A 23367-nucleotide genomic window follows, 5' to 3' on the forward strand; every position below is an offset into this window, starting at 1 on the left:
TGCGGCCGGCACCAAGTTTGCGCGAATGAGGACAAGTGTTATGGGTAAGAATGTCGTAGTCCTGGGCACCCAGTGGGGTGATGAGGGCAAAGGCAAGATCGTTGATCTGCTGACCGAACATGCTGCCGCCGTAGTGCGCTACCAGGGTGGCCACAACGCAGGCCACACCTTGGTGATCGACGGTGAAAAAACCGTCCTGCACCTGATTCCGTCGGGCGTGCTGCGCGAAGGCGTCCAGTGCCTGATCGGCAACGGTGTGGTGGTTGCGCCCGATGCCTTGCTGCGGGAAATCATCAAGCTGGAAGAAAAAGGCGTACCGGTGCGCGAGCGCCTGCGTATCAGCCCGTCCTGCCCGCTGATCCTGTCCTATCACGTGGCGCTGGACCAGGCCCGTGAAAAGGCCCGTGGCGAGCTGAAGATCGGCACCACCGGTCGTGGCATCGGCCCGGCCTACGAAGACAAGGTGGCCCGTCGTGGCCTGCGCATCGGTGACCTGTTCCACCGTGAGCGTTTCGCCGCCAAGCTGGGCGAGTTGCTGGACTACCACAACTTCGTCCTGGTCAATTACTACAAAGAGCCGGCCATCGACTTCCAGAAGACCCTGGACGAGTGCATGGAATACGCCGAGCTGCTCAAGCCGATGATGCTCGACGTCACCGCCGAGCTGCACGAGCTGCGTCGCGCCGGCAAGGACATCATGTTCGAAGGTGCCCAGGGTTCGCTGCTGGACATCGACCACGGTACCTACCCGTACGTCACCAGCTCCAACACCACTGCCGGCGGCATCGCCACCGGTTCGGGGTTCGGCCCGATGTACCTGGACTACATCCTGGGTATCACCAAGGCCTACACCACTCGCGTCGGTTCGGGTCCATTCCCGACTGAGCTGTTCGACGACGTCGGCGCCTTCCTGGCCAAGCGTGGCCACGAATTCGGTGCCACCACCGGCCGTGCCCGTCGTTGCGGCTGGTTCGATGCCGTCATCCTGCGTCGCGCCATCGACGTCAACAGCATCTCGGGCCTGTGCCTGACCAAGCTGGACGTGCTGGACGGCCTGGAAACCATCAACATCTGCGTGGGCTACAAGAACCAGGACGGCGCTGTCATCGACGCACCGACCGACGCCGACAGCTACATCGGCCTGGAGCCCGTGTACGAGCAGATGCCAGGCTGGACCGAATCGACCGTCGGCGCCAAGACCCTGGAAGAACTGCCTGTGGCAGCGCGCAACTACATCAAGCGCGTCGAAGAGTTGGTCGGTGCGCCGATTGACATTATTTCGACGGGGCCGGACCGCAACGAAACCATCGTTCTGCGTCATCCGTTCGGCTGATAAGTCTTTGATGTAAAAAACAAAGGGCCCTCGTTGGGGCCCTTTGTCGTTTCTGCCTGCCGGGCGGCACGACACTTGCTATGCAACTCCATTAAGGCACCGCTTTCCCGAGTGCCATCAAATTAATGGCGTTTGGTAGAGGGATTTCACGTGTCGGCCGTTCTCTCACTGTTACAAAGCCGTTTGCTGCGGCCTGTGTTCGTTACCCTGGGGGTCGCCCTTTTGGTGCAGGTGCTGGTAGCCGTTGCGCTGACCCGAAGCACCGTCACGGCGCTGGAAGCCGATCTGGGCGCGCGGTTGGGGGCGGACAGCCAGAAGCTTTCCGCCGAGCTGGAGCAGGCCGGGCGAGAGGTTACGTCGAGCCTGGACAGCCTGTCCGCCAATACCCGCCAGCGGCTCAATGCCGGCTTGTCTGCTCGCCTGAAGGACGAGCAGGCGCAGTTGCGTGGGACCTTGGAGAAGGACTTGAGGGATTCCGCCAATGATATGGCGCAACTCCTGGCTTCCGTTGCGCCGCGTGCCATGTGGGATAACGACGTGCCCACCCTCTCTGAATTCGCCCGTCGGGCCCAGCGCAATCCCAACGTGCTGTTCGTCATCTATGACGACGCCGCAGGTGAGCACCTGACGCGCTACCTGAACCGGGAAAACCCGATCAACAAGGCGCTGCTGGAAAAAGGCAAGGGCGAGCGGGCGTTGGACAAGGTGCTGGACGCGGCGAAGAACGATCCGTCGGTGTATTACCTCGAAGCCTCGATCAACCCCAACGGCGTCGAGATTGGCAAAGTCTTGATGGGGGTTTCCACGGCGGCCGTTGAAACCGACCTGAAGGCGCTGGACCAACGCTTCTCGGCCTTGATCGCCAGCAGCGATCAATTGGTCGGCGACAGCCTCAAGGGCGCGGCGGCTGACAGTGCCACCGCTATGCGCGGTCGCCTGGAGTCGGCCCAAGCCACGGCCACGCAGATGCAGACCAACACCGCCAGCACCGTGCAGGACGCTGCGGGCACCTTGCGCTGGCGCATCGGCCTGGGCCTGGCGCTGGTGGGCTTCGGCGTGCTGGTGTTGCTGGCCGTGGTGCTGGGGCGTCGGGTGGTCAATCGCTTGAAACTGCTGATCGCGGCCATGAACGACCTGGCGGCGGGCGAGGGTGACCTGACCAAGCGAGTGCAGATCAACAGCAAGGACGAAATCGGCGACATGGCCGCGGCGGTCAATCGCTTTGTGGATAAGTTGCAGCCCATCGTTCGCGAGGCGGGCGATGTGGCCCAGCGCACCGGTGTGGAAATCGGTGCGATGACCTTGCGCAACTCCGGCGCCGATGCGGCGGCCGGGATGCAGCGTGATGAAGTGGCCGAGAGCCTGCGTGCGCTGTCGCAAATGGCGGACGAGGCTCAATCGGAAAGCCAGGCAATGCAGGCGGCCCTGCAGCAAGTGGTGGAGATCCGCCAGGCCACCGATGAAAACACGCGCACTTCGGCCAAGGTCAGCGGCTTGATCGAGGCCCTGGCCGGCCAGGTTGATACCGGGGCGGCAGTGATCGAGCGGTTGGCGCAGCAGAGCGAACAGATTGAAGTGGTGCTGACGGTGATTCACGGCATCGCCGAGCAGACCAACTTACTGGCCTTGAACGCGGCCATCGAGGCGGCGCGGGCCGGGGAAACCGGGCGCGGCTTTGCGGTGGTGGCGGATGAGGTGCGGGCGTTGGCGAGCAAGACCCAGAGCTCCACGGGCGATATCCAGGCGCATATCGTGGCCTTGCAGCAGGGGGCTCGCGAGGCGGTGGCCGCCATCGGCCAGGCCGGGCGCCAGGCCAGCGAAGGCTTGTTGGTGCTGCGTGACAGCGCGCGGTTGCAGCAGTCGGTGCAGGCGTCCGTCGAGCAGGTGCATGCGGCCATCGGCCTGGCGACCCAGGCGGCGGCTCATCAGGCCCAGGGCGCGCAAGCGGTGCGTGGGCGGGTGGAAACCATCCATGCCCAGGCTGAGAAAGCGGCCCAGGCCGTGGTCGAGACCACCGCCAGCGGCAAGGTGCTGGACAACCTGGCGGCGCAACTGAAGGCAAGTCTGGGGCAGTTCAGGGCCTGATCGGGTGGCCGGGCTGGGCCCATCGCGAGCAAGCTCGCTCCCACAGTGGATCTCTGTTTACTGCGATCCTTGTGGGAGCGAGCTTGCTCGCGATAGCGATTTCAGAGGCTCAGATACATTTCAAATACCCAGAAACGCAAAAACCCGCTTTCGCGGGTTTCTGTGAGGTTCAAGGCCGTGACCTTGAAGCTTGAATTGGTGCCCAGAAGAAGACTCGAACTTCCACGACCTTGCGGTCACCAGCACCTGAAGCTGGCGTGTCTACCAATTTCACCATCTGGGCAGCATCTTCAGCGTTGCCGCTGTTGATGTGGCGCACTATACGGAGCGCGTTTTGATCTGTAAACCCCTGTTTTTGTTTTAGTAATTGCCCGGTGCAATTCCAGGGGGCGGAAATGCAAAAACCCGCTTTCGCGGGTTTTTGTTAAGCTGCCAGGTCATTGACCTGCTGCTCGAAATTGGTGCCCAGAAGAAGACTCGAACTTCCACGACCTTGCGGTCACCAGCACCTGAAGCTGGCGTGTCTACCAATTTCACCATCTGGGCAGTATCGGCTACGTGTGTACGTCGTCGATGGCGCGCACTATACGGAGCGTGTTTTTAACTGTAAACCCCTGCGGAGAAAAAAACCGCTAAATTTCACGAGCGGTGCGTTCCGGGGGCTTCGAAGGCAGGTCAAATGATCCTGGAAACGCTATCGGATGCTTGAAATTTCCCGTTTCATTAAGCCTATGCCAAACTAACCCGCATATAGACAAGGTGAAAACTCTCTAATGGCCGATTGGCAGTCCCTCGATCCCGAGGCCGCTCGTGAAGCGGAAAAATATGAAAACCCTATTCCTAGCCGTGAACTGATCCTGGCGCATCTCGCCGATCGGGGTTCGCCTGCTAGCCGCGAGCAGTTGGTCGAAGAGTTCGGTCTGACCACCGAGGACCAACTCGAAGCCCTGCGCCGCCGTCTGCGCGCCATGGAGCGCGACGCTCAACTGATCTACACCCGGCGCGGCACCTATGCACCGGTGGACAAGCTCGACCTGATCCTGGGCCGCATCGCCGGTCACCGTGACGGCTTCGGTTTCCTGATCCCGGACGACGGCAGCGACGACCTGTTCATGAGCCCGGCGCAAATGCGCCTGGTGTTCGACGGTGACCGGGCCCTGGCCCGCGTGTCCGGCCTGGATCGTCGCGGTCGCCGTGAAGGCGTGATCGTCGAAGTGGTGTCCCGTGCCCATGAAAGCATCGTTGGCCGTTACTTCGAAGAGGGCGGTATCGGTTTTGTCGTGCCGGATAACCCGAAGGTTCAGCAGGAAGTGCTGATTACCCCGGGCCGTAATGGCGCCGCCAAGGTAGGTCAGTTCGTCGAGGTGAAAATCACCCATTGGCCAACTGCGCGCTTCCAGCCACAGGGCGATATCGTTGAAGTGGTCGGCAACTACATGGCGCCGGGCATGGAAATCGACGTTGCGCTGCGCACCTACGACATTCCTCACGTCTGGCCCGAGGCTGTGCTCAAGGAAGCCGCCAAGCTCAAGCCGGAAGTCGAAGAGAAAGATAAAGAAAAACGCATCGACCTGCGCCATCTGCCGTTCGTCACCATCGACGGCGAAGATGCCCGCGACTTCGACGATGCGGTCTATTGCGAAGCCAAACCCGGCAAGTTGCGCCTGTTCTCCGGCGGCTGGAAGTTGTTCGTCGCGATTGCCGACGTGTCCAGCTACGTGAAGATCGGTTCGGCCCTGGATAACGAAGCCCAGGTGCGCGGCAACTCCGTGTATTTCCCTGAGCGCGTGATTCCGATGCTGCCTGAGCAGCTGTCCAACGGCCTGTGCTCGCTGAACCCGAAAGTCGACCGTTTGGCCATGGTGTGCGAGATGACCATCTCCAAGACCGGCGAAATGACCGACTACCAGTTCTACGAAGCGGTGATCCACTCCCAGGCGCGCCTGACCTACAACAAGGTCAGCACCATCCTGGAAACGCCGAAGACCAGTGAAGCCAAGGCGTTGCGTACCGAATACGCTGGCGTGGTGCCGCACCTCAAGCAGCTGTACTCGCTGTACAAGGTGTTGCTGGGTGCCCGTCACGTGCGTGGCGCGATCGATTTCGAGACCCAGGAAACCCGGATTGTCTTCGGTTCCGAGCGCAAGATCGCCGCGATCACCCCGACGACCCGTAACGATGCGCACAAGCTGATCGAAGAGTGCATGCTGGCGGCCAACGTGGCCACCGCCGAATTCCTCAAGAAGCACGAGATTCCTGCGTTGTACCGCGTGCACGATGGCCCGCCGCCGGAGCGTCTGGAAAAACTGCGCGCCTTCCTCGGCGAGCTCGGCCTGTCCCTGCACAAAGGCAAGGACGGCCCGACGCCGAAGGACTACCAGGCACTGCTGGCGAGTATCAAGGACCGTCCGGATTACCATGTGATCCAGACAGTGATGCTGCGCTCCCTGAGCCAGGCGGTGTACAGCGCTGACAATCAGGGCCACTTTGGTCTGAATTACGAGGCGTACACCCACTTCACCTCGCCGATCCGCCGTTACCCTGACCTGCTCACGCACCGCGCGATCCGCAGCGTGATCCATTCCAAGCAGAACACCCCGCACGTCAAGCGCGCCGGTGCCATGACCATTCCGAAGGCGCGGATCTATCCGTACGACGAAGCGGCCCTGGAACAGTTGGGCGAGCAGTGCTCCATGAGCGAACGCCGCGCCGACGAAGCCACTCGCGACGTGGTGAACTGGCTCAAGTGCGAGTTCATGAAAGACCGCGTGGGCGAGTCGTTCCCAGGCGTGATCACTGCCGTGACCGGCTTTGGTTTGTTTGTCGAACTGACCGACATCTACGTCGAAGGCTTGGTGCACGTCACCGCCTTGCCGGGTGATTACTACCATTTCGATCCTGTGCACCACCGCCTGGCGGGCGAGCGCACCGGTCGCAGCTTCCGCCTGGGCGACACCGTGGAAGTGCAGGTCATGCGCGTCGACCTCGATGAGCGCAAGATCGACTTCGGCATGTCTGACAAACCCGCCGAAGCACCGACTGGCCGTAAAAAACGTGGCGGCGAGACCGCAGCGCCTGCGCCCAAAGGTAAAGGTAAGGGGGCTCCTGCAAAAGCCGCGGAGCCTGAGCCAGCCAAGGCCGGTCGCCGTTCGTCTGTCAAGGACAAGGCTCCCGAAGCCTACCGCCCCAGCGACGCAGCGGCGAAAAACGCCGAACTGCGCAAGAGCCGCGAGTTGAAGCAGCAGTTGCTCAACGAAGCCAAAAGCGGTGGTAAAGCGGCGTCTGGGGGAAAGTCCCACGGGGCGGAAAAGCCGTCGAGCAAGCCGAGTAAACACCGTAAAGGCCCGCCAAAAGCGGGGTCGGCCCCCGCGAAAAGCGGCGGGTCGCGCAAACCTAAGGCCAAGTCATGAGTCTGGAAAAAATCTACGGCGTTCACGCCGTAGAAGCACTGCTGCGTCACCACCCCAAACGTGTCAAGCAAGTGTGGTTGGCGGAAGGTCGCAGCGAGCCGCGCGTGCAAGCGCTGGTCGAACTGGCTACCCAGAACAAGGTTGCCATCGGCCAGGCCGAGCGTCGTGAAATGGACGCGTGGGTCGAAGGCGTTCACCAGGGTGTGGTGGCGGACGTAAGCCCGAGCCAGGTCTGGGGCGAGGCGATGCTCGACGAACTGCTCGATCGCACCGAAGGCGCCCCCCTGCTGCTGGTGCTGGATGGCGTGACCGATCCGCATAACCTCGGCGCCTGCCTGCGTTCGGCGGATGCCGCCGGTGCGTTGGCGGTGATCGTGCCCAAGGACAAATCGGCAACCCTGACGCCAGTGGTGCGCAAGGTGGCCTGCGGCGCGGCGGAAGTGATCCCGTTGGTGGCGGTGACCAACCTGGCGCGCACCCTGGAAAAACTCCAGCAGCGCGGCCTCTGGGTGGTCGGCACGGCGGGCGAGGCCGAGGTCAGCATCTATGACCAGGACCTGACGGGCCCGACGATCCTGATCATGGGTGCCGAAGGCAAGGGCATGCGTCGCCTGACCCGCGAGCATTGCGACTACCTGGTCAAGCTGCCGATGGCTGGCAGCGTCAGCAGCCTCAACGTCTCGGTGGCCACCGGCGTGTGCCTGTTCGAGGCGCTACGCCAGCGGAGCGTCAAGGCTGTCGCCAAAAAGCCCTGATCCAGACGCGTATCAAATGTGGGAGCGAGCTTGCTCGCGATGACGGTGCCGCCGTGACGCAAAAGTCGACTGGCACGCCGCTATCGCGAGCAAGCTCGCTCCCACAGTGTTTTGTGCAAGGTGAGGATCGGCGGCTGTTCAAATAATCGCCAATTGCCTTGCGCCGCCCTCGGCCCTTCTCTACAATTGCGCCCCTTGCTGTGATGGCAGGCACTTATGTGTCTAGCGTCCACAAGTCCATAAGTGTCATTCACTCCTTGTCTGACCGTTTTTGAGCGGCAGGCTACAACCCGTAAGGAGCATTCATGCGTCATTACGAAATCATCTTTTTGGTCCACCCGGATCAAAGCGAGCAAGTCGGCGGCATGGTTGAGCGTTACACCAAGCTGATCGAAGAAGACGGCGGCAAAATCCACCGTCTGGAAGATTGGGGCCGTCGTCAACTGGCCTACGCAATCAACAATGTTCACAAGGCTCACTACGTGATGCTGAACGTTGAGTGCACTGGCAAGGCCCTGGCCGAGCTGGAAGACAACTTCCGCTACAACGATGCAGTGATCCGTAACCTGGTCATCCGTCGCGAAGAAGCCGTCACCGGCCAATCCGAGATGCTCAAGGCTGAAGAAAACCGCAGTGAGCGCCGTGAGCGTCGCGACCGTCCTGAGCACTCTGACAGCGCCGATGGCGATGACAGCGATAGCGACAGCGACAACAGCGATAACGCTGACGAGTAATCCACGGACCTTTTAAGGAGCCAATCACATGGCACGTTTCTTCCGTCGTCGTAAATTCTGCCGCTTCACCGCTGAAGACGTGAAAGAGATCGATTACAAAGATCTCAACACTCTGAAAGCCTACGTATCCGAGACCGGCAAAATCGTTCCAAGCCGTATCACCGGTACCAAAGCTCGTTATCAGCGTCAGCTGGCCACCGCTATCAAGCGCGCCCGCTTCCTGGCCCTGCTGGCCTACACCGACAGCCACGGCCGCTGAGACCGGGCAGTCGACGAGTAGTAAGGGATTGAATGCATGCGCGCCTTAGCTGACTTCATCATGCGGGGACGTGTGCAGGCCACGTTGGTTGTGGCCGGATCCGCGGCATTGCCGCTGTTGTTCTGGTTGAGTGCCGCCGCTGGGTGCCTTGTGCTCCTGCGGCGCGGTTCGGACGCCTTGAGCGTCCTGGGTGTCGGGTTGTTGTCAGCGTTGGTGAGCTGGTACTTCCTGAAGGACCCGACAACACTTTTGGTGTTGCTCGGGGCTGGTGGCCTGGCGTTGGTTTTGCGCGCCGGCCATACCTGGAACCGCGTGCTGCTGTGCAGCGTGGCCGTGGGGTTGTTGTGTGCGGTGAGCCTGGGAACTGTATTCAGTTCCTTCATCGAGTCACTGGCGCAGACGTTCGAACACGTCCTGCCGCTGGCGATGGGTGAGGTCTACGAGACATTCTCGGCAGACCAGAAGGCGTTTCTCACCGCCCTGAGCGCTCCGCTGATGATCATTTCGATAGCGTCTTCGCTGCAGATCTTTAGCGTGCTGTGCCTGATTCTTGGGCGCTATTGGCAGGCGTCGTTGTATAACCCCGGTGGTTTCGGTCGCGAGTTTCGCGCCATCCGATTCCCCAAGAGCGTGGCGCTGTCACTGCTGGCCGTCATGTGTGTCGCTCCGTTCTTCGGGCTGCATGCACTGATCCTGTTGCCGTTGTGCAGTGTTGCGCTGGTCTTCGCCGGCCTGGCCCTGATTCACGGGCTGGTGGCGCAGAAGCGACTGGCCACGTTCTGGCTGGTGGGGATATACGTGACGTTGTTGCCTTTCATGCACTTGCTCGGTCCGTTGCTCGTGGTCTTGGCCATCGTTGACAGCCTGATTGATTTTCGCGGTCGTATGGCGCCGAAAGACGCCGACAACGCGAACGGTGAAGGTTAAAAGTTAGAGGATTTTCACATGCAACTGATCCTTCTGGAAAAAATCGCCAACCTGGGCAACCTGGGCGACAAAGTAAACGTTAAGGCCGGCTACGGTCGTAACTACCTGCTGCCTTTCGGCAAAGCCACCGCTGCGACCGCTGCCAACCTGGCTGCGTTCGAAGAGCGTCGTGCCGAGCTGGAAAAAGCCGCCGCAGACCGTAAAGCATCGGCTGAAAGCCGTGCTGCCCAACTGGCCGAGCTGGAAGTGACCATCACTGCCACCGCTGGCGACGAAGGCAAGCTGTTCGGTTCTATCGGTACTCACGACATCGCTGACGCACTGACCGCCTCCGGCGTTGAAGTGGCGAAAAGCGAAGTTCGTCTGCCGAACGGCACCATCCGCAACGTAGGCGAATTCGACGTAGCCGTGCACCTGCACGCCGAAGTTGAAGCCACCGTACGCGTTGTCGTGGTAGCAGCCTAAGCAACACCTGTCGGTTGGCACCCTCGGGTGCTAGCCGGTAACATCGGGCACGATCCTGTTTACAGGTCGTGCCCTTTGTCTTTCTGCAATTGCTGAATTTCATAACCAGACGTGGCCATGAACGAAATCACCGCTCCCGAGCAATATGATCTGCAAACCGCTGCCCTGAAGGTGCCTCCGCATTCCATCGAGGCCGAACAGGCCGTGCTCGGTGGCCTGATGCTGGACAACAACGCCTGGGAACGCGTGCTCGATCAAGTCTCCGACGGCGATTTCTACCGGCATGACCACCGCCTGATTTTCCGTGCGATCGCCCGTCTGGCCGATCAGAACATGCCGATCGACGTCGTCACCCTGGCCGAGCAATTGGACAAGGAAGGGCAGACGTCCCAGGTTGGCGGCCTCGGTTACCTGGGCGAACTGGCGAAAAACACGCCGTCGGTCGCCAACATCAAGGCCTATGCGCAGATCGTCCGCGAGCGGGCGACCTTGCGTCAGTTGATCGGCATCAGCACCGAGATCGCCGACAGCGCTTTCAACCCGGAAGGTCGCACCGCCGCCGAGATCCTCGACGAAGCCGAACGGCAGATCTTCCAGATTGCCGAGGCTCGGCCGAAAACCGGCGGCCCGGTGAGCGTCAACGACCTGTTGACCAAGGCCATCGACCGCATCGACACCTTGTTCAATACCGACAACGCCATCACCGGCCTGTCCACCGGTTACACCGACCTCGACGAGAAGACCAGCGGCCTGCAACCGTCCGACCTGATCATCGTCGCCGGCCGTCCGTCCATGGGTAAGACCACCTTTGCGATGAACCTGGTGGAAAACGCCGTGCTGCGCAGCGACAAGGCGGTGCTGGTGTATTCCCTCGAGATGCCAGGCGAATCGCTGATCATGCGTATGCTCTCGTCCCTGGGGCGCATCGACCAGACCAAGGTCCGTTCCGGCCAACTGGAAGACGACGACTGGCCGCGCCTGACCTCGGCGGTCAACCTGCTCAACGACCGCAAGTTGTTCATCGACGATACGGCCGGTATCAGCCCGTCGGAAATGCGCGCCCGGACCCGGCGCCTGGTGCGTGAGCACGGCGATATCGCGCTGATCATGATCGACTACCTGCAACTGATGCAGATCCCCGGTTCCAGCGGCGACAACCGGACCAACGAGATTTCCGAAATCTCCCGTTCCCTCAAGGCTCTGGCCAAGGAGTTCAACTGCCCGGTGGTGGCGCTCTCCCAGCTGAACCGTTCCCTGGAGCAGCGCCCCAACAAGCGCCCGGTGAACTCCGACTTGCGGGAATCCGGAGCGATCGAGCAGGACGCCGACGTCATCATGTTCGTGTACCGCGACGAGGTGTATCACCCCGAGACGGAGCACAAGGGCATCGCCGAAATCATCATCGGCAAGCAGCGGAACGGCCCGATCGGCTTCATCCGCCTGGCGTTTATCGGCAAATACACGCGCTTCGAAAACCTGGCGCCGGGTAGCTACAATTTCGATGACGATGAGTAAGCCGTTCGCTCAATCGGATATTGCCTTTGTGGCGAGGGAGCTTGCTCCCGCTCGACTGCGCAGCAGTCGCAAAGCCAGCGAATGCGGTCTGCCAGGGTAAAAGTGGATATAGCTGTGGGGCTGCTGCGCAGCCCAGCGGGAGCAAGCTCCCTCGCCACAATTGATGTCTGTCTGGCTTGAATTCTGGGGGCGAGCCACAAAATCGATTTCCGACCATAGCCGTCGGAATTGGTCAAAATTTGTGCTATATTCCGCGCCCGCGATTTTTCATCCTTTATACCGGTCATCGACATGCAAGCAGCCAAGCCGTTATTTGACTATCCCAAGTACTGGGCCGAATGTTTCGGCCCGGCGCCGTTCCTGCCCATGAGCAGGGCGGAGATGGATCAGCTCGGCTGGGATTCGTGCGACATCATCATCGTGACCGGTGATGCCTATGTCGATCACCCGTCGTTCGGCATGGCGATCATTGGCCGTTTGCTGGAAGCCCAGGGCTTTCGCGTGGGGATCATTGCCCAGCCGAACTGGCAGTCCAAAGACGACTTCATGAAGCTTGGCGAGCCCAACCTGTTTTTCGGTGTCGCGGCCGGCAACATGGACTCGATGATCAACCGCTACACCGCCGACAAGAAAATCCGCTCCGATGACGCGTACACCCCAGGTGGCCTGGCGGGCAAACGGCCGGATCGCGCGAGCCTGGTCTACAGCCAGCGCTGCAAGGAAGCCTACAAAAACGTGCCGATCGTGTTGGGTGGTATCGAAGCGTCGCTGCGCCGCATCGCCCATTACGACTACTGGCAGGACCGGGTGCGCAACTCGATCCTGATCGACGCCTGCGCCGACATCCTGCTCTACGGCAACGCCGAGCGGGCGATTGTCGAAGTCGCCCAGCGCCTGTCCTATGGCCACAAGATCGAAGACATCACCGACGTGCGCGGCACCGCATTCATCCGTCGTGATACGCCGCAAGGCTGGTACGAAGTCGATTCCACGCGCATCGATCGTCCGGGCAAGATCGACAAGATCATCAATCCGTACGTGAACACCCAGGACACTCAAGCCTGCGCCATCGAGCAGGAGAAGGGGCCGGTTGAAGACCCGAGCGAAGCCAAGGTCGTGCAGATCCTGGCGAGCCCGAAAATGACCCGCGACAAGACCGTGATTCGCCTGCCGTCGGTGGAAAAGGTCCGTGGCGACGCGGTGCTCTACGCCCACGCCAACCGCGTGCTTCACCTGGAAACCAACCCGGGTAACGCTCGTGCCTTGGTGCAGAAGCACGGCGAAGTCGACGTCTGGTTCAACCCGCCGCCCATTCCGATGACCACCGAAGAAATGGACTACGTGTTTGGCATGCCTTACGCGCGTGTTCCCCATCCGGCGTACGGCAAGGAGAAGATCCCGGCCTACGAGATGATCCGTTTCTCGGTGAACATCATGCGTGGCTGCTTTGGTGGCTGCACCTTCTGCTCGATCACCGAGCATGAAGGCCGGATCATCCAGAACCGCTCCGAAGAGTCGATCATCCGCGAGATCGAAGAGATCCGCGACAAGGTTCCAGGTTTCACCGGGGTGATTTCCGACCTCGGCGGCCCGACCGCGAACATGTATCGCATTGCCTGCAAGAGCCCGGAAATCGAGTCCGCGTGCCGCAAGCCGTCCTGCGTGTTCCCGGGCATCTGCCCGAACCTGAACACCGACCATTCTTCGCTGATCCAGCTGTACCGCAGCGCCCGGGCCTTGCCTGGGGTGAAGAAGATTTTGATTGCCTCCGGCCTGCGTTACGACCTGGCGGTCGAGTCGCCGGAATACGTCAAGGAGCTGGTGACCCACCACGTTGGCGGTTACCTGAAGATCGCTCCGGAGCACACCGAGGAAGGCCCGCTCAACCAGATGATGAAGCCGGGCATCGGCAGCTATGACAAATTCAAGCGGATGTTCGAGAAGTACACCAAGGAAGCCGGGAAAGAGCAGTACCTGATTCCCTACTTCATCGCTGCCCACCCGGGCACCACCGACGAAGACATGATGAACCTGGCGCTGTGGCTCAAGGGCAACGGCTTCCGGGCCGACCAGGTGCAGGCGTTCTATCCGTCGCCGATGGCCACGGCCACCGCCATGTACCACTCGGGCAAGAACCCGCTGCGCAAGGTCACCTACAAGAGCGATGCGGTGACCATCGTCAAGAGCGAGGAACAGCGCCGCCTGCACAAGGCCTTCCTGCGGTATCACGACCCCAAGGGCTGGCCGATGCTGCGTGAAGCGTTGACCCGCATGGGCCGCGCCGATTTGATCGGGCCGGGCAAGAACCAATTGATCCCGCTGCACCAGCCGGCCACCGACAGCTACCAGAGCGCCCGTCGCAAGAACTCGACGCCAGCCGGCAGCCACAAGGTGGCCAAGGAAACCACCAAGATCCTGACCCAGCACACCGGCCTGCCGCCGCGGGCCAGCGATGGTGGCAACCCGTGGGACAAGCGTGAGCAGGCCAAGGCCGCGGCTTTCGCCCGCAACCAGCAGGCCGCCAAGGAGCGCAAGGATGCGGCCAAGGGCAAGGGGCCGAAGCCGGCACGCAAACCTGTCGTGCCGCGCTAACGGGTCAATCTACGATGAAAAACGCCAGCCTCAGTGCTGGCGTTTTGCTTTCTAGCGACGGTGCTGCCCATTTGCTATCTTGGCCGCCGCCGGTGCCAGCCTACCCCGTGCAATAAAGCCGAGCGCAGCTCTTGTGGCGAGGGAGCTTGCTCCCGCTCGGCGGCGAAGCCGTCGTAAACCGGCCGGCACGGTCTGCCTGGGAGCATGGCATGGGATTGTTTGGGGCCGCTTCGCAGCCCCGCGGGAGCAAGCTCCCTCGCCACAGTATTGTGTGTGGATAAAGACTCACTTCCGATTCTCAAGGACGATTCATATGAGCAGCGCTACAACGGGCATCGGCATGGACCTGAGCTTCTCCCAGTTCATGGCCCGCAAACGCATCGAAAGCCAGATCAACCTGCCGCGCCTGTTTGCTGCCATTGACGCCGATCCTGGTATCGCCGGGGCGGGTGTGGTGTATGTCGATTCCGAATACAACGTCGTGACCCTGCGCGAGTTCAAGCCGATTTGCAGCATCGCGCCCAAGCGCATCATTTTGCGCGAGGCGAAAAAATACATCGCGCCGCAGCAGTTCATCGATCAGGTCAAAAGCAGCCCCCGCGAGTCCAAGCTCGGGCTTGAAGCGACCAATGCCGGCTTGTCCTGTGTCGCCGCGGTGATCGGCTGGGTGGTGGTGTTCAGTGGCAGCGTCGCGGTGCCCTTTACGGCGGGGGCAAGTGCCTTTGTCGTTGCCCTGGGCGCCGCTGCCGCGACGGCCAGTACTGCGCAATGCGTCATTGGCGGGATGCGTGTGGCCAATGAGCTGAGCAATCCGACCGGCAACGATGAGATGAACGACGCCGACTGGTACAACATCGTGTCGCCGATCCTTGACGGGGTTTCCCTGGTGGGGGTCGGTGGCTCGGCCCTGACGACTGTCCGCCTGCTCAAGGCCAACAAGGCGGCCGCCACCGGAAAAAGTTGGTATCAGTTGCTCAAAGGGCTGAATCGGCAAGAGCGCAGCAAACTGACCAAGGAGCTGTTGACGCTGAGGGACCCGAGCCTGACCGCGAAGCTGCTCAAGCTGCAGCAGCGCGCGGGCGCCCTGCCCAAACGTTATTCGTCTGCCGAGATCAGGCACGCGACACTGACGCAGATAAAGGACTCCCTCGGAGGCGCGCTTGGGGTCATTGGCAGTTATACCGGTGATGGCGCCGTGAAGACGGTTGCCGTCGGCCTGTACGAGGAGTTCACGGAATGATCGGGGGCGGATCGCTGAAGTCATTCCTCGCCCGTTATTTTCCGGTGTTCATGGGGACGATCCTGCTGGGCTGCTTTTCCGGGTCCACGCTGCTTGTGTTGGCCGGGGCCACGTATTGGCGTGCCCTGGAGCCGTCAGCCAGGACCGACTATGTCGGGCTCGGCACCTTGGCCCTGGTGCTCGTCCTGGTCCTGGGCAACCTCTTGATCGCTCGCGGGCGCGCCTGGGCGGTCTGGTGGGTGGCGGGGTATTTCCTGGCCTGTCTGGCGGCGGTGCTGCCGACGTTCGCTTATGGAGCGCATCAGGGCGTATACCTGTTCGCTGTGCTGTTGCCACTGCTGGGGCTGTTACTGCTCAACAGCAAGCGTCATCGGGAAATGCGCAGCAAACTCGTCGATATCCGCCGCCAACGCGCGCTGATCATTCAGGCCGCCAAGGCCTCACGCCCGCGTCGCTGAGTCGATTCGCGCCGCATTTATGTGCATTCCTTTACAGATGAATACGGGCATCGCGCGTTTTTAGTGCTCTACTGCCTTGAGTAGACAAAGAAAGTGTCGGGCCTGCCTGCATGGCATAAGTCTTGCGCCGCTTTCGATACCGCCCAGGCTCGCAGGAGGCACGTCGTGTCGATCCATGTCGCATTGCATCACGTCACGCATTACCGCTACGACCGCGCCGTCGAACTCGGCCCGCAGATCGTTCGCCTGCGTCCGGCAGCCCACAGCCGCACGCGGATTCTGTCCTATGCGCTGAAGGTTTCGCCCGAGCAGCATTTCATCAACTGGCAGCAAGACCCCCAGGGCAATTACCTGGCGCGGCTGGTATTTCCCGAGAAAACCCGGGAGTTGCGGATCGAAGTCGATCTGCTGGCGGAAATGGCGGTGTTCAATCCGTTCGACTTCTTTCTCGAGCCCTACGCCGAGAAAATTCCGTTTGCCTACGCGGCTGACGAACGCAAGGAGCTGGCGCCTTACCTGGAAACCCTGCCGCTGACGCCGAGGTTCCAGGCCTATCTGGACGGCATCGACCGCACGCCGCTGCCGGCGGTGGATTTCCTGGTGGCGCTCAACCAGCGCCTGAGCGAAGACATCAACTACCTGATCCGCATGGAACCCGGCGTCCAGACCCCGGAGCATACCCTTGAACACGCATCCGGCTCGTGCCGCGACTCGGCCTGGTTGTTGGTGCAGCTGTTGCGCAACCTTGGCCTGGCCGCGCGGTTTGTTTCCGGTTACCTGATCCAGTTGACCGCCGACGTGAAGAGCCTCGATGGCCCGTCCGGCACCGACGTCGACTTCACCGACTTGCATGCCTGGTGCGAGGTCTACCTGCCCGGTGCCGGCTGGATCGGCCTGGATGCGACGTCCGGGCTGTTCGCCGGTGAAGGCCACATCCCGCTGGCCTGCAGTCCCGATCCGTCCTCGGCGGCACCGATCAGTGGCCTGGTGGAGCCCTGCGAGTGTGAGTTCAGCCACGAAATGTCCGTCGAGCGGGTCTGGGAAGCGCCGCGGGTGACCAAGCCTTACACCGACGCGCAATGGCTGGCGATCCAGGCCCTGGGGCGGCAGATCGATGCCGATCTGCTGGAGGGCGATGTGCGCCTGACCATGGGCGGCGAACCGACCTTTGTCTCCATCGATGACCCGGACGGCGCCGAGTGGAACACCGCGGCACTCGGGCCGGACAAGCGCCGGCTCTCCGCCGAGCTGTTCCAGCGCATGCGCAATCACTATGCGCCCAAGGGGCTGGTGCATTTCGGCCAGGGCAAGTGGTACCCCGGCGAGCAACTGCCGCGCTGGTCGCTCAATTGCTATTGGCGGCGCGACGGGGTGCCGATCTGGCACAACAGCGCGTTGATCGCCGACGAGCAGGAGGATTACGGCGCCGATGGCGAACTGGCCGGACGCTTCCTGGCGAGCGTCGCCGAGCGTTTGAAGATTCCTGCGCGGTTCGTCTTCCCGGCCTACGAAGACAACTTCTATTACCTCTGGCGCGAAGGCGCACTGCCTTCGAACGTCACGGCCGAGGACCCACGCCTGGAGGACGCCCTGGAGCGTGCACGGTTGCGCAAGGTCTTCAGCCAGGGGCTGGACAAGGTCATCGGCCAGGTCCTGCCGTTGGCTCGCACCGCCAAGGGGGATCAATGGCAAAGCGGTCGCTGGTACCTGCGGGACAACCACTGCCGCCTGGTGCCGGGGGATTCGCCCCTGGGGTATCGCTTGCCGTTGGCGTCCCAGCCTTGGGTGACGGCGGCCGAGTACCCGTTCATCCACCCCACCGACCCGAACCAGGACTTGCCCGAACTGCCCGGCACCGAGCAACTGGCGCGTCACGGCGAGGCGGCGACCGAGCAGGAGCGTGTCCCGGAGATCGACAAGTCCGCTGACTGGCTGACCCGCACCGCCTTCTGTGCCGAGGCCCGCGAAGGCCGGCTCTATCTGTTCATGCCGCCCCTGGAGCGGGTCGAGGATTACCTGGAACTGGTCAGCGCCATCGAGGCGACGGCTGAGGAGCTGCGGTGCCCGGTGCTGTTGGAAGGCTACGAGCCGCCGAGCGACCCGCGCCTGAGCAATTTCCGCATTACCCCGGACCCCGGTGTGATCGAGGTCAACGTACAACCCTCGGCGACCTGGGATGAGTTGGTCGAGCGCACTGAGTTTTTGTACGAAGAAGCGCGACAGACCCGGCTGACCACCGAGAAATTCATGATCGATGGCCGGCACACCGGCACGGGCGGCGGCAACCATTTCGTACTGGGTGGCGCGACACCGGCCGACTCGCCTTTCCTGCGACGTCCCGACCTGCTGCGCAGCCTGATCAGTTACTGGCATAACCACCCGTCGTTGTCCTACCTGTTTTCCGGGTTGTTCATCGGCCCGACCTCCCAGGCGCCCCGCGTGGACGAGGCGCGCAACGACGCCTTGTACGAGCTGGAAATCGCTTTCGCGCAAATGCCACAGCCCGGTGAAGAGTGTCCGCCGTGGTTGGTCGATCGCTTGCTGCGCAACCTGTTGATCGACGTGACCGGCAATACGCACCGCGCCGAATTCTGCGTCGACAAGCTCTATTCACCGGACGGCGCCACTGGGCGTCTCGGCCTGTTGGAGTTGCGTGCGTTCGAGATGCCGCCCCACGCCCGCATGAGCCTGGCCCAGCAATTACTGCTGCGGGCGTTGGTGGCGCGGTTCTGGCGCGAGCCTTATGCGCCTGCGAAACTGGCGCGCTGGGGCACCGAGCTGCATGACCGTTTCCTGCTGCCGCACTTTATCGAGCAGGATTTTGCCGACGTCATCCATGAGCTGAACGCCGCCGGCTACCCGCTGCGGGCCGAGTGGTTCGCCGCGCACCTGGAGTTCCGCTTCCCCAAGGTGGGCGACTACGCGGTCAGCGGTATCGAGCTGCAATTGCGCCAAGCCCTCGAGCCTTGGCATGTGCTGGGGGAGGAGGGCGCGGTGGGTGGCACCGTGCGTTATGTGGATTCCTCCCTGGAGCGCTTGCAGGTCAAGCTCAGCGGCCTGGCGCCGCAACGCTACCTGCTGACCTGCAATGGCGTGCCGGTGCCGTTGCAACCGACTGGTCGGGTCGGTGAATTTGTCGCTGGGGTGCGTTTCCGAGCGTGGCAACCGGCCAACTGCCTGCAACCGACCATCCCGGTGCATGCGCCGCTGGTTTTCGACTTGCTCGATACCTGGATGCAACGTTCCGTGGGTGGTTGCCAGTATCACGTGGCCCATCCGGGCGGGCGCAACTATGACAGCCTGCCGGTGAATGCCAACGAGGCCGAGAGCCGGCGCATGGCGCGCTTCTTCCGTCTCGGACACACGCCGGGGAAACTGCCGATACCCAGCCTGGCAGTGGATGACGAGTTTCCACTCACGCTCGATCTGCGACGTTTTCAAGGGGCACCCAAGGTCTAAGTGAACCCCGTGGCGAGGGCGCTTGCTCCCGCTCGGTTGCGCAGCGACCGTAAAATTCTCGGGCTGCTGCGCAGCCCAGCGGGAGCGAGCTCCCTCGCCACGATGATTGCAGTCCGAAAGCCAGGCCGGATCCAACATAAAACACACCTATCCGGGCGTCATGCGCTTGCGCTAGTCTCACCTTTCATTGCCGTCTACCGAGCTTTCCATGCCTGACCTGCTTGACCGTTACCCGCTGACGACGGGCACCTATCACGAATTAATGGACGACAGCGGTGCGGTACGTACGCACTGGCGGCGGCTGTTCGACCAGTTGCAGCGCAGCACGCCGGCCCAGTTGCTCCAGCGCCAGGCCCTGCTGGCCCGGCAGATCCAGGAAAACGGCGTGACCTACAACGTCTACGCCGATCCGAAAGGCGCCGACCGGCCGTGGGAACTGGACCTGCTGCCCCATGTGATCGACCCGCAGGAATGGCAGCATCTGTCAGCCGGGATCGCCCAGCGTGCGCGATTGCTCAATGCGGTGCTGGCCGACCTGTACGGGCCGCAGCGGCTGATCAGCGAAGGGCTGTTGCCGGCGGAGCTGGTGTTCGGGCACAACAATTTCCTCTGGCCCTGCCAGGGCATCGCGCCGCCGGACGGCAGTTTCCTGCACCTGTATGCAGTGGATCTGGCGCGCACGCCCGACGGCCGCTGGTGGGTCACGGCAGACCGGACCCAGGCGCCTTCGGGGGCCGGGTACGCGCTGGAAAATCGCATGATCGTTTCCCGCGCCTTTCCCGACTTGTATCGCGACTTGAAGGTGCGGCACCTGTCCGGATTTTTCCGCACCTTGCAGGAAACCCTGGCGCGACAGGCACCCAGCGACGGCGAGTCGCCGCTGGTGGTGCTGTTGACGCCGGGGCGGTTCAACGAAAGCTATTTCGAACACCTTTACCTGGCGCGCCAGCTGGGCTATCCGCTGGTGGAGGGCGGCGACCTGACGGTTCGCGATGCTACGGTCTACCTCAAGACTCTCAGCGGCCTGCGCCGGGTCCACGCCATCATGCGCCGGCTCGACGACGATTTCTGCGACCCCCTGGAGCTGCGCACCGATTCGGCCCTCGGCGTGCCGGGGTTGCTGGAAGCCGTGCGCCAGGGCCGGGTGCTGGTGGCCAATGCCTTGGGCAGTGGCGTGCTGGAGTCGCCGGGCCTCCTGGGCTTTCTGCCGAAGATCAACCAGTACCTGTTCGGCGAAGAACTGCTGCTGCCGTCCATCGCCACCTGGTGGTGCGGTGAGCCGCCGGTGTTGGCCCAGGCCCTGGAAAAATTGCCGCAACTGTTGATCAAGCCGGCGTTTCCTTCCCAGAGTTTCAGCCCGGTGTTCGGTCGCGACCTGAGCGAGGCGCAGCGCGGCCAACTGGCGGCGCGCATGCAGGCACGGCCTTATGCCTATGTCGCCCAGGAACTGGCGCAACTGTCCCAGGCACCGGTCTGGCAGGCCGAGGATGGGCAAATCCAGCCCCGGGCGATCGGCATGCGCATGTATGCCGTGTCCGGCAGGGATGATTATCGGGTGCTGCCGGGTGGCCTGACCCGGGTGGCCGCCCAGGCCGATGCCGAAGTGGTGTCGATGCAGCGCGGTGGCGCCAGCAAGGACACCTGGGTGTTGGGAGAGCAGGCGCCCGGCGGTGAACAATGGAAGGCCCAGCGAACCGTGGGGGTCCATGACCTGGTTCGACGTGATCCGTACCTGCCTTCGCGGGTGGTGGAAAACCTGTTCTGGTTCGGCCGCTACTGCGAGCGTTGCGATGACAGCGCGCGGTTGTTGCGGATCATGCTGGCGCGTTATGTCGATGGCGACGACCCGCAAGCCCTGCAATCGGCGGTGGCGCTGGGCGAGAGCCTGATGCTGCTGCCCGAAGAGGGCGAGCTGCCCGAGCGTTTGCTGGCGGCACTGCTGGGGGACGACTGGTCGTTCAGCCTGCGCTCCAACCTGCAGCGCTTGCAATGGGCCGCCTCGCAGGTGCGCGGCAAGCTGTCCCGGGAGAACTGGCAGGCGCTGGTGGAGCTGCAGCGCGAAGCCATGGAACTGGAAACCGAGGAAGCGGATTTCGGCGAGTTGCTGGATTTCCTCAATCGGCTGGTGATGTCCCTCGCGGCGTTGTCCGGATTCGCCCTGGACGACATGACCCGGGACGAAGGCTGGCGCTTCCTGATGATCGGCCGGCGCCTGGAGCGCCTGCAATTTCTCAGCAGCAGCCTGGCGGCGTTCCTGCGCAGCGATGCGGTATTCGATCAGGCCGGGCTTGAGTGGTTGCTGGAACTGGGCAACAGCAGCATCACCTACCGCTCGCGTTATTTGGCGGTGGCCCAGTTGATCCCGGTGTTGGACTTGCTGCTGCTGGACGAACAGAACCCCCATGCGGTGCTCTTCCAGTTGAAGCTGGTGACCCGCACGCTCAAACGCTTGAACGATGATTTTGCCGCCCCCAGGGAAACCGCCTTGCCGGACCTGGTCGCACGCCTGTCACGCTTTGACCTGCGTTGCCTGGAAAACCCATTGTTCGGTGAAGCCAGCCTGCGCGCCGCACTCGATGGGCTGGCCGACCTGTTGCAGGAAGTGGCCGATGCCAGCGGCCAGGTGTCCGATCGCCTGGCCCTGCGTCATTTCGCCCATGTCGATGACGTCAGCCAACGTACGGTGTCCGTCTGATGAGCGCTCGTTACCAGATACTCCACGATACCCATTACCACTACGACAGCCCGGTGTCCCTGGCCCAACAGCTCGCTCATCTGTGGCCACGGGCCTGCGACTGGCAGCGTTGCACCGAACAGCAACTGTCGATCAGCCCGGAACCGACGACCCGGCGCGATGAACAGGATGTGTTCGGCAACCCGCTGACCCGGCTGGCCTTTGAACGGCCCCATGACGAGCTGCTGGTCAATGCCCGCCTGAGCGTCGAGGTGTTGGCCCGTCCCAAGCTGGATTTCAACCTGTCCCCGGCCTGGGAGTCGACCCGCAACGCGCTGACCTACAGTGGCCGGCCACTGGCGGCGCCGTTGCTGGAAGCGTGCCGCTATCGTTTCGAGTCACCGTATGTGCACCTCAAGCGCAGCTTCGTCGAGTTTTCCGAAAGCTGCTTCCCGCCGGGACGACCGTTGATGGTCGGCGTTCGAGCGCTGATGGAGAAGATTTTCGAGGAATTCACCTTCGATGCCGAGGCGACCCAAGTGGCGACGCCGCTGGTGGAGGTGCTGGAACGGCGGCGGGGCGTATGCCAGGACTTCGCCCACCTGATGCTGGCTTGCGTGCGCTCTCGCGGCCTGGCGGCGCGTTACGTCAGCGGCTACCTGCTGACCCAGCCGCCGCCCGGCCAGCCCCGGCTGATTGGCGCGGATGCGTCCCATGCCTGGGTCTCGGTGTATTGCCCGGTGTTGGGATGGGTGGATTTCGACCCGACCAACAACGTCCAACCGGCCCTGGAACACATCACCCTGGCCTGGGGCCGGGATTTTTCCGATGTGTCACCGTTGCGGGGGGTGATCCTGGGGGGCGGTGCCCATGATCCTGAAGTGCGGGTGACGGTGATGCCGTTGGAATGAACACTGTGGGAGCGAGCTTGCTCGCGATAGCGTCGTGTCAGTCAATGAGGAGGTTGACTGTTGATTCGCTATCGCGAGCAAGCTCGCTCCCACAGGTTGTGTGTCCTACGGATGATGAGGTTTGCCCATGTTCCCGGTGTCCATCAAAGGTGTGCTGCAATCCCCCGAAGGCCTGGTTGTGCTGATGCTCAACGAGCGCGATGAATGGGAGCTGCCTGGTGGACGGATCGAGCTGGGCGAAACGGCGCCGCAATGCCTGGCGCGGGAAATCGCCGAAGAGCTGGCGGTTGAGGTGAGCGTGGGGGCGCCGCTGGATTCGTACCTGTTCGAGGTCATTCCCGGCAAGCACGTCTTCATCTCCACGTACCGCTGCCAGTTGCTGGGCGGTTTCGTGCCGACCATCAGTCATGAGCACAAGGAGATCGGGCTGTTCGCGCCGGACCAACTGCCGGTGAACCTGCCTGCGGGGTATCGCCAGTCGATTATCAAGGCACTGGGATTGTAAGGGTCGGCAGCGGGGCTGCCGGCCCTGGATACAGAACCGGGGGGC

General features: G+C 62.3%; 16 protein-coding genes, 2 tRNA genes and 1 pseudogene. 17 read left to right on the forward strand and 2 right to left on the reverse strand.

What is annotated here, in order from left to right; genetic code table 11:
- Nucleotides 1-40 precede the first annotated feature (40 nt).
- From J4E63_RS23110 to J4E63_RS31385, 3 genes and pseudogenes are all read left to right on the forward strand, one after another.
- Nucleotides 41-1333, forward strand: a complete 1293-nt coding sequence (locus J4E63_RS23110) for an adenylosuccinate synthase (RefSeq protein WP_039592540.1) — start codon at nt 41-43, stop codon at nt 1331-1333.
- A gap of 1125 nt (nt 1334-2458) precedes the next feature.
- Nucleotides 2459-2512, forward strand: a pseudogene (locus J4E63_RS31380) (hypothetical protein); the annotation flags it as partial.
- A 201-nt stretch (nt 2513-2713) separates the two neighbouring features.
- Nucleotides 2714-3418, forward strand: a complete 705-nt coding sequence (locus J4E63_RS31385; protein ID WP_371919216.1) for a methyl-accepting chemotaxis protein — start codon at nt 2714-2716, stop codon at nt 3416-3418.
- Nucleotides 3419-3614: 196 nt separating this feature from the next.
- Here the strand turns inward: J4E63_RS31385 and J4E63_RS23120 are convergent.
- Nucleotides 3615-3701, reverse strand: a tRNA-Leu gene (locus J4E63_RS23120).
- A 176-nt stretch (nt 3702-3877) separates the two neighbouring features.
- Nucleotides 3878-3964 (reverse strand) — tRNA-Leu (locus J4E63_RS23125).
- A gap of 227 nt (nt 3965-4191) precedes the next feature.
- Here J4E63_RS23125 and rnr point away from each other — a divergent pair.
- From rnr to J4E63_RS23195, 14 genes are all read left to right on the forward strand, one after another.
- Nucleotides 4192-6828: a ribonuclease R gene (gene rnr / locus J4E63_RS23130; protein ID WP_207283466.1), complete on the forward strand. Its 2637-nt coding sequence runs from the start codon at nt 4192-4194 to the stop codon at nt 6826-6828.
- Nucleotides 6825-7583: a 23S rRNA (guanosine(2251)-2'-O)-methyltransferase RlmB gene (gene rlmB / locus J4E63_RS23135; protein ID WP_060739416.1), complete on the forward strand. Its 759-nt coding sequence runs from the start codon at nt 6825-6827 to the stop codon at nt 7581-7583. The genes rnr and rlmB overlap by 4 nt, the downstream gene beginning before the upstream one ends.
- Nucleotides 7584-7888: 305 nt before the next feature.
- Nucleotides 7889-8317 (forward strand): 30S ribosomal protein S6, encoded by a 429-nt coding sequence (rpsF, locus tag J4E63_RS23140; protein WP_003186395.1) that lies wholly within the window; start codon nt 7889-7891, stop codon nt 8315-8317.
- A gap of 28 nt (nt 8318-8345) precedes the next feature.
- The gene (rpsR, locus tag J4E63_RS23145; protein ID WP_002551829.1) at nt 8346-8576 is read left to right on the forward strand and encodes a 30S ribosomal protein S18; all 231 of its coding nucleotides are present in this window, start codon (nt 8346-8348) and stop codon (nt 8574-8576) included.
- Nucleotides 8577-8612: 36 nt separating this feature from the next.
- Nucleotides 8613-9503 carry a hypothetical protein gene (locus J4E63_RS23150; protein WP_192261969.1) on the forward strand — a complete coding sequence of 297 codons (891 nt, stop codon included), beginning with the start codon at nt 8613-8615 and terminating at the stop codon, nt 9501-9503.
- An 18-nt stretch (nt 9504-9521) separates the two neighbouring features.
- Nucleotides 9522-9968, forward strand: a complete 447-nt coding sequence (gene rplI, locus J4E63_RS23155) for a 50S ribosomal protein L9 (protein ID WP_003186385.1) — start codon at nt 9522-9524, stop codon at nt 9966-9968.
- A 117-nt stretch (nt 9969-10085) separates the two neighbouring features.
- Nucleotides 10086-11483: a replicative DNA helicase gene (gene dnaB, locus J4E63_RS23160; protein WP_027911801.1), complete on the forward strand. Its 1398-nt coding sequence runs from the start codon at nt 10086-10088 to the stop codon at nt 11481-11483.
- Nucleotides 11484-11774: 291 nt separating this feature from the next.
- Complete coding sequence (locus J4E63_RS23165) at nt 11775-14075, forward strand: YgiQ family radical SAM protein (RefSeq protein WP_207283467.1); 2301 nt, start codon at nt 11775-11777, stop codon at nt 14073-14075.
- Nucleotides 14076-14388: 313 nt separating this feature from the next.
- Nucleotides 14389-15315, forward strand: a complete 927-nt coding sequence (locus J4E63_RS23170; RefSeq protein ID WP_060739413.1) for a hypothetical protein — start codon at nt 14389-14391, stop codon at nt 15313-15315.
- Complete coding sequence (locus J4E63_RS23175) at nt 15312-15773, forward strand: hypothetical protein (protein WP_103308792.1); 462 nt, start codon at nt 15312-15314, stop codon at nt 15771-15773. The genes J4E63_RS23170 and J4E63_RS23175 overlap by 4 nt, the downstream gene beginning before the upstream one ends.
- Nucleotides 15774-15938: 165 nt before the next feature.
- Nucleotides 15939-19232, forward strand: coding sequence for a DUF2126 domain-containing protein (locus J4E63_RS23180; RefSeq protein ID WP_207283468.1), 3294 nt, complete (start codon nt 15939-15941; stop codon nt 19230-19232).
- A 208-nt stretch (nt 19233-19440) separates the two neighbouring features.
- The gene (locus J4E63_RS23185; protein ID WP_207283469.1) at nt 19441-21927 is read left to right on the forward strand and encodes a circularly permuted type 2 ATP-grasp protein; all 2487 of its coding nucleotides are present in this window, start codon (nt 19441-19443) and stop codon (nt 21925-21927) included.
- Nucleotides 21927-22817 carry a transglutaminase family protein gene (locus tag J4E63_RS23190; protein WP_207283470.1) on the forward strand — a complete coding sequence of 297 codons (891 nt, stop codon included), beginning with the start codon at nt 21927-21929 and terminating at the stop codon, nt 22815-22817. The genes J4E63_RS23185 and J4E63_RS23190 overlap by 1 nt, the downstream gene beginning before the upstream one ends.
- 127 nt (nt 22818-22944) lie before the next feature.
- Nucleotides 22945-23322, forward strand: coding sequence for an NUDIX domain-containing protein (locus J4E63_RS23195; protein ID WP_192261973.1), 378 nt, complete (start codon nt 22945-22947; stop codon nt 23320-23322).
- Nucleotides 23323-23367 lie beyond the last annotated feature (45 nt).

Source organism: Pseudomonas sp. FW300-N2F2 (assembly GCF_017351655.1).
Taxonomy (GTDB): domain Bacteria; phylum Pseudomonadota; class Gammaproteobacteria; order Pseudomonadales; family Pseudomonadaceae; genus Aquipseudomonas; species Aquipseudomonas fluorescens_AA.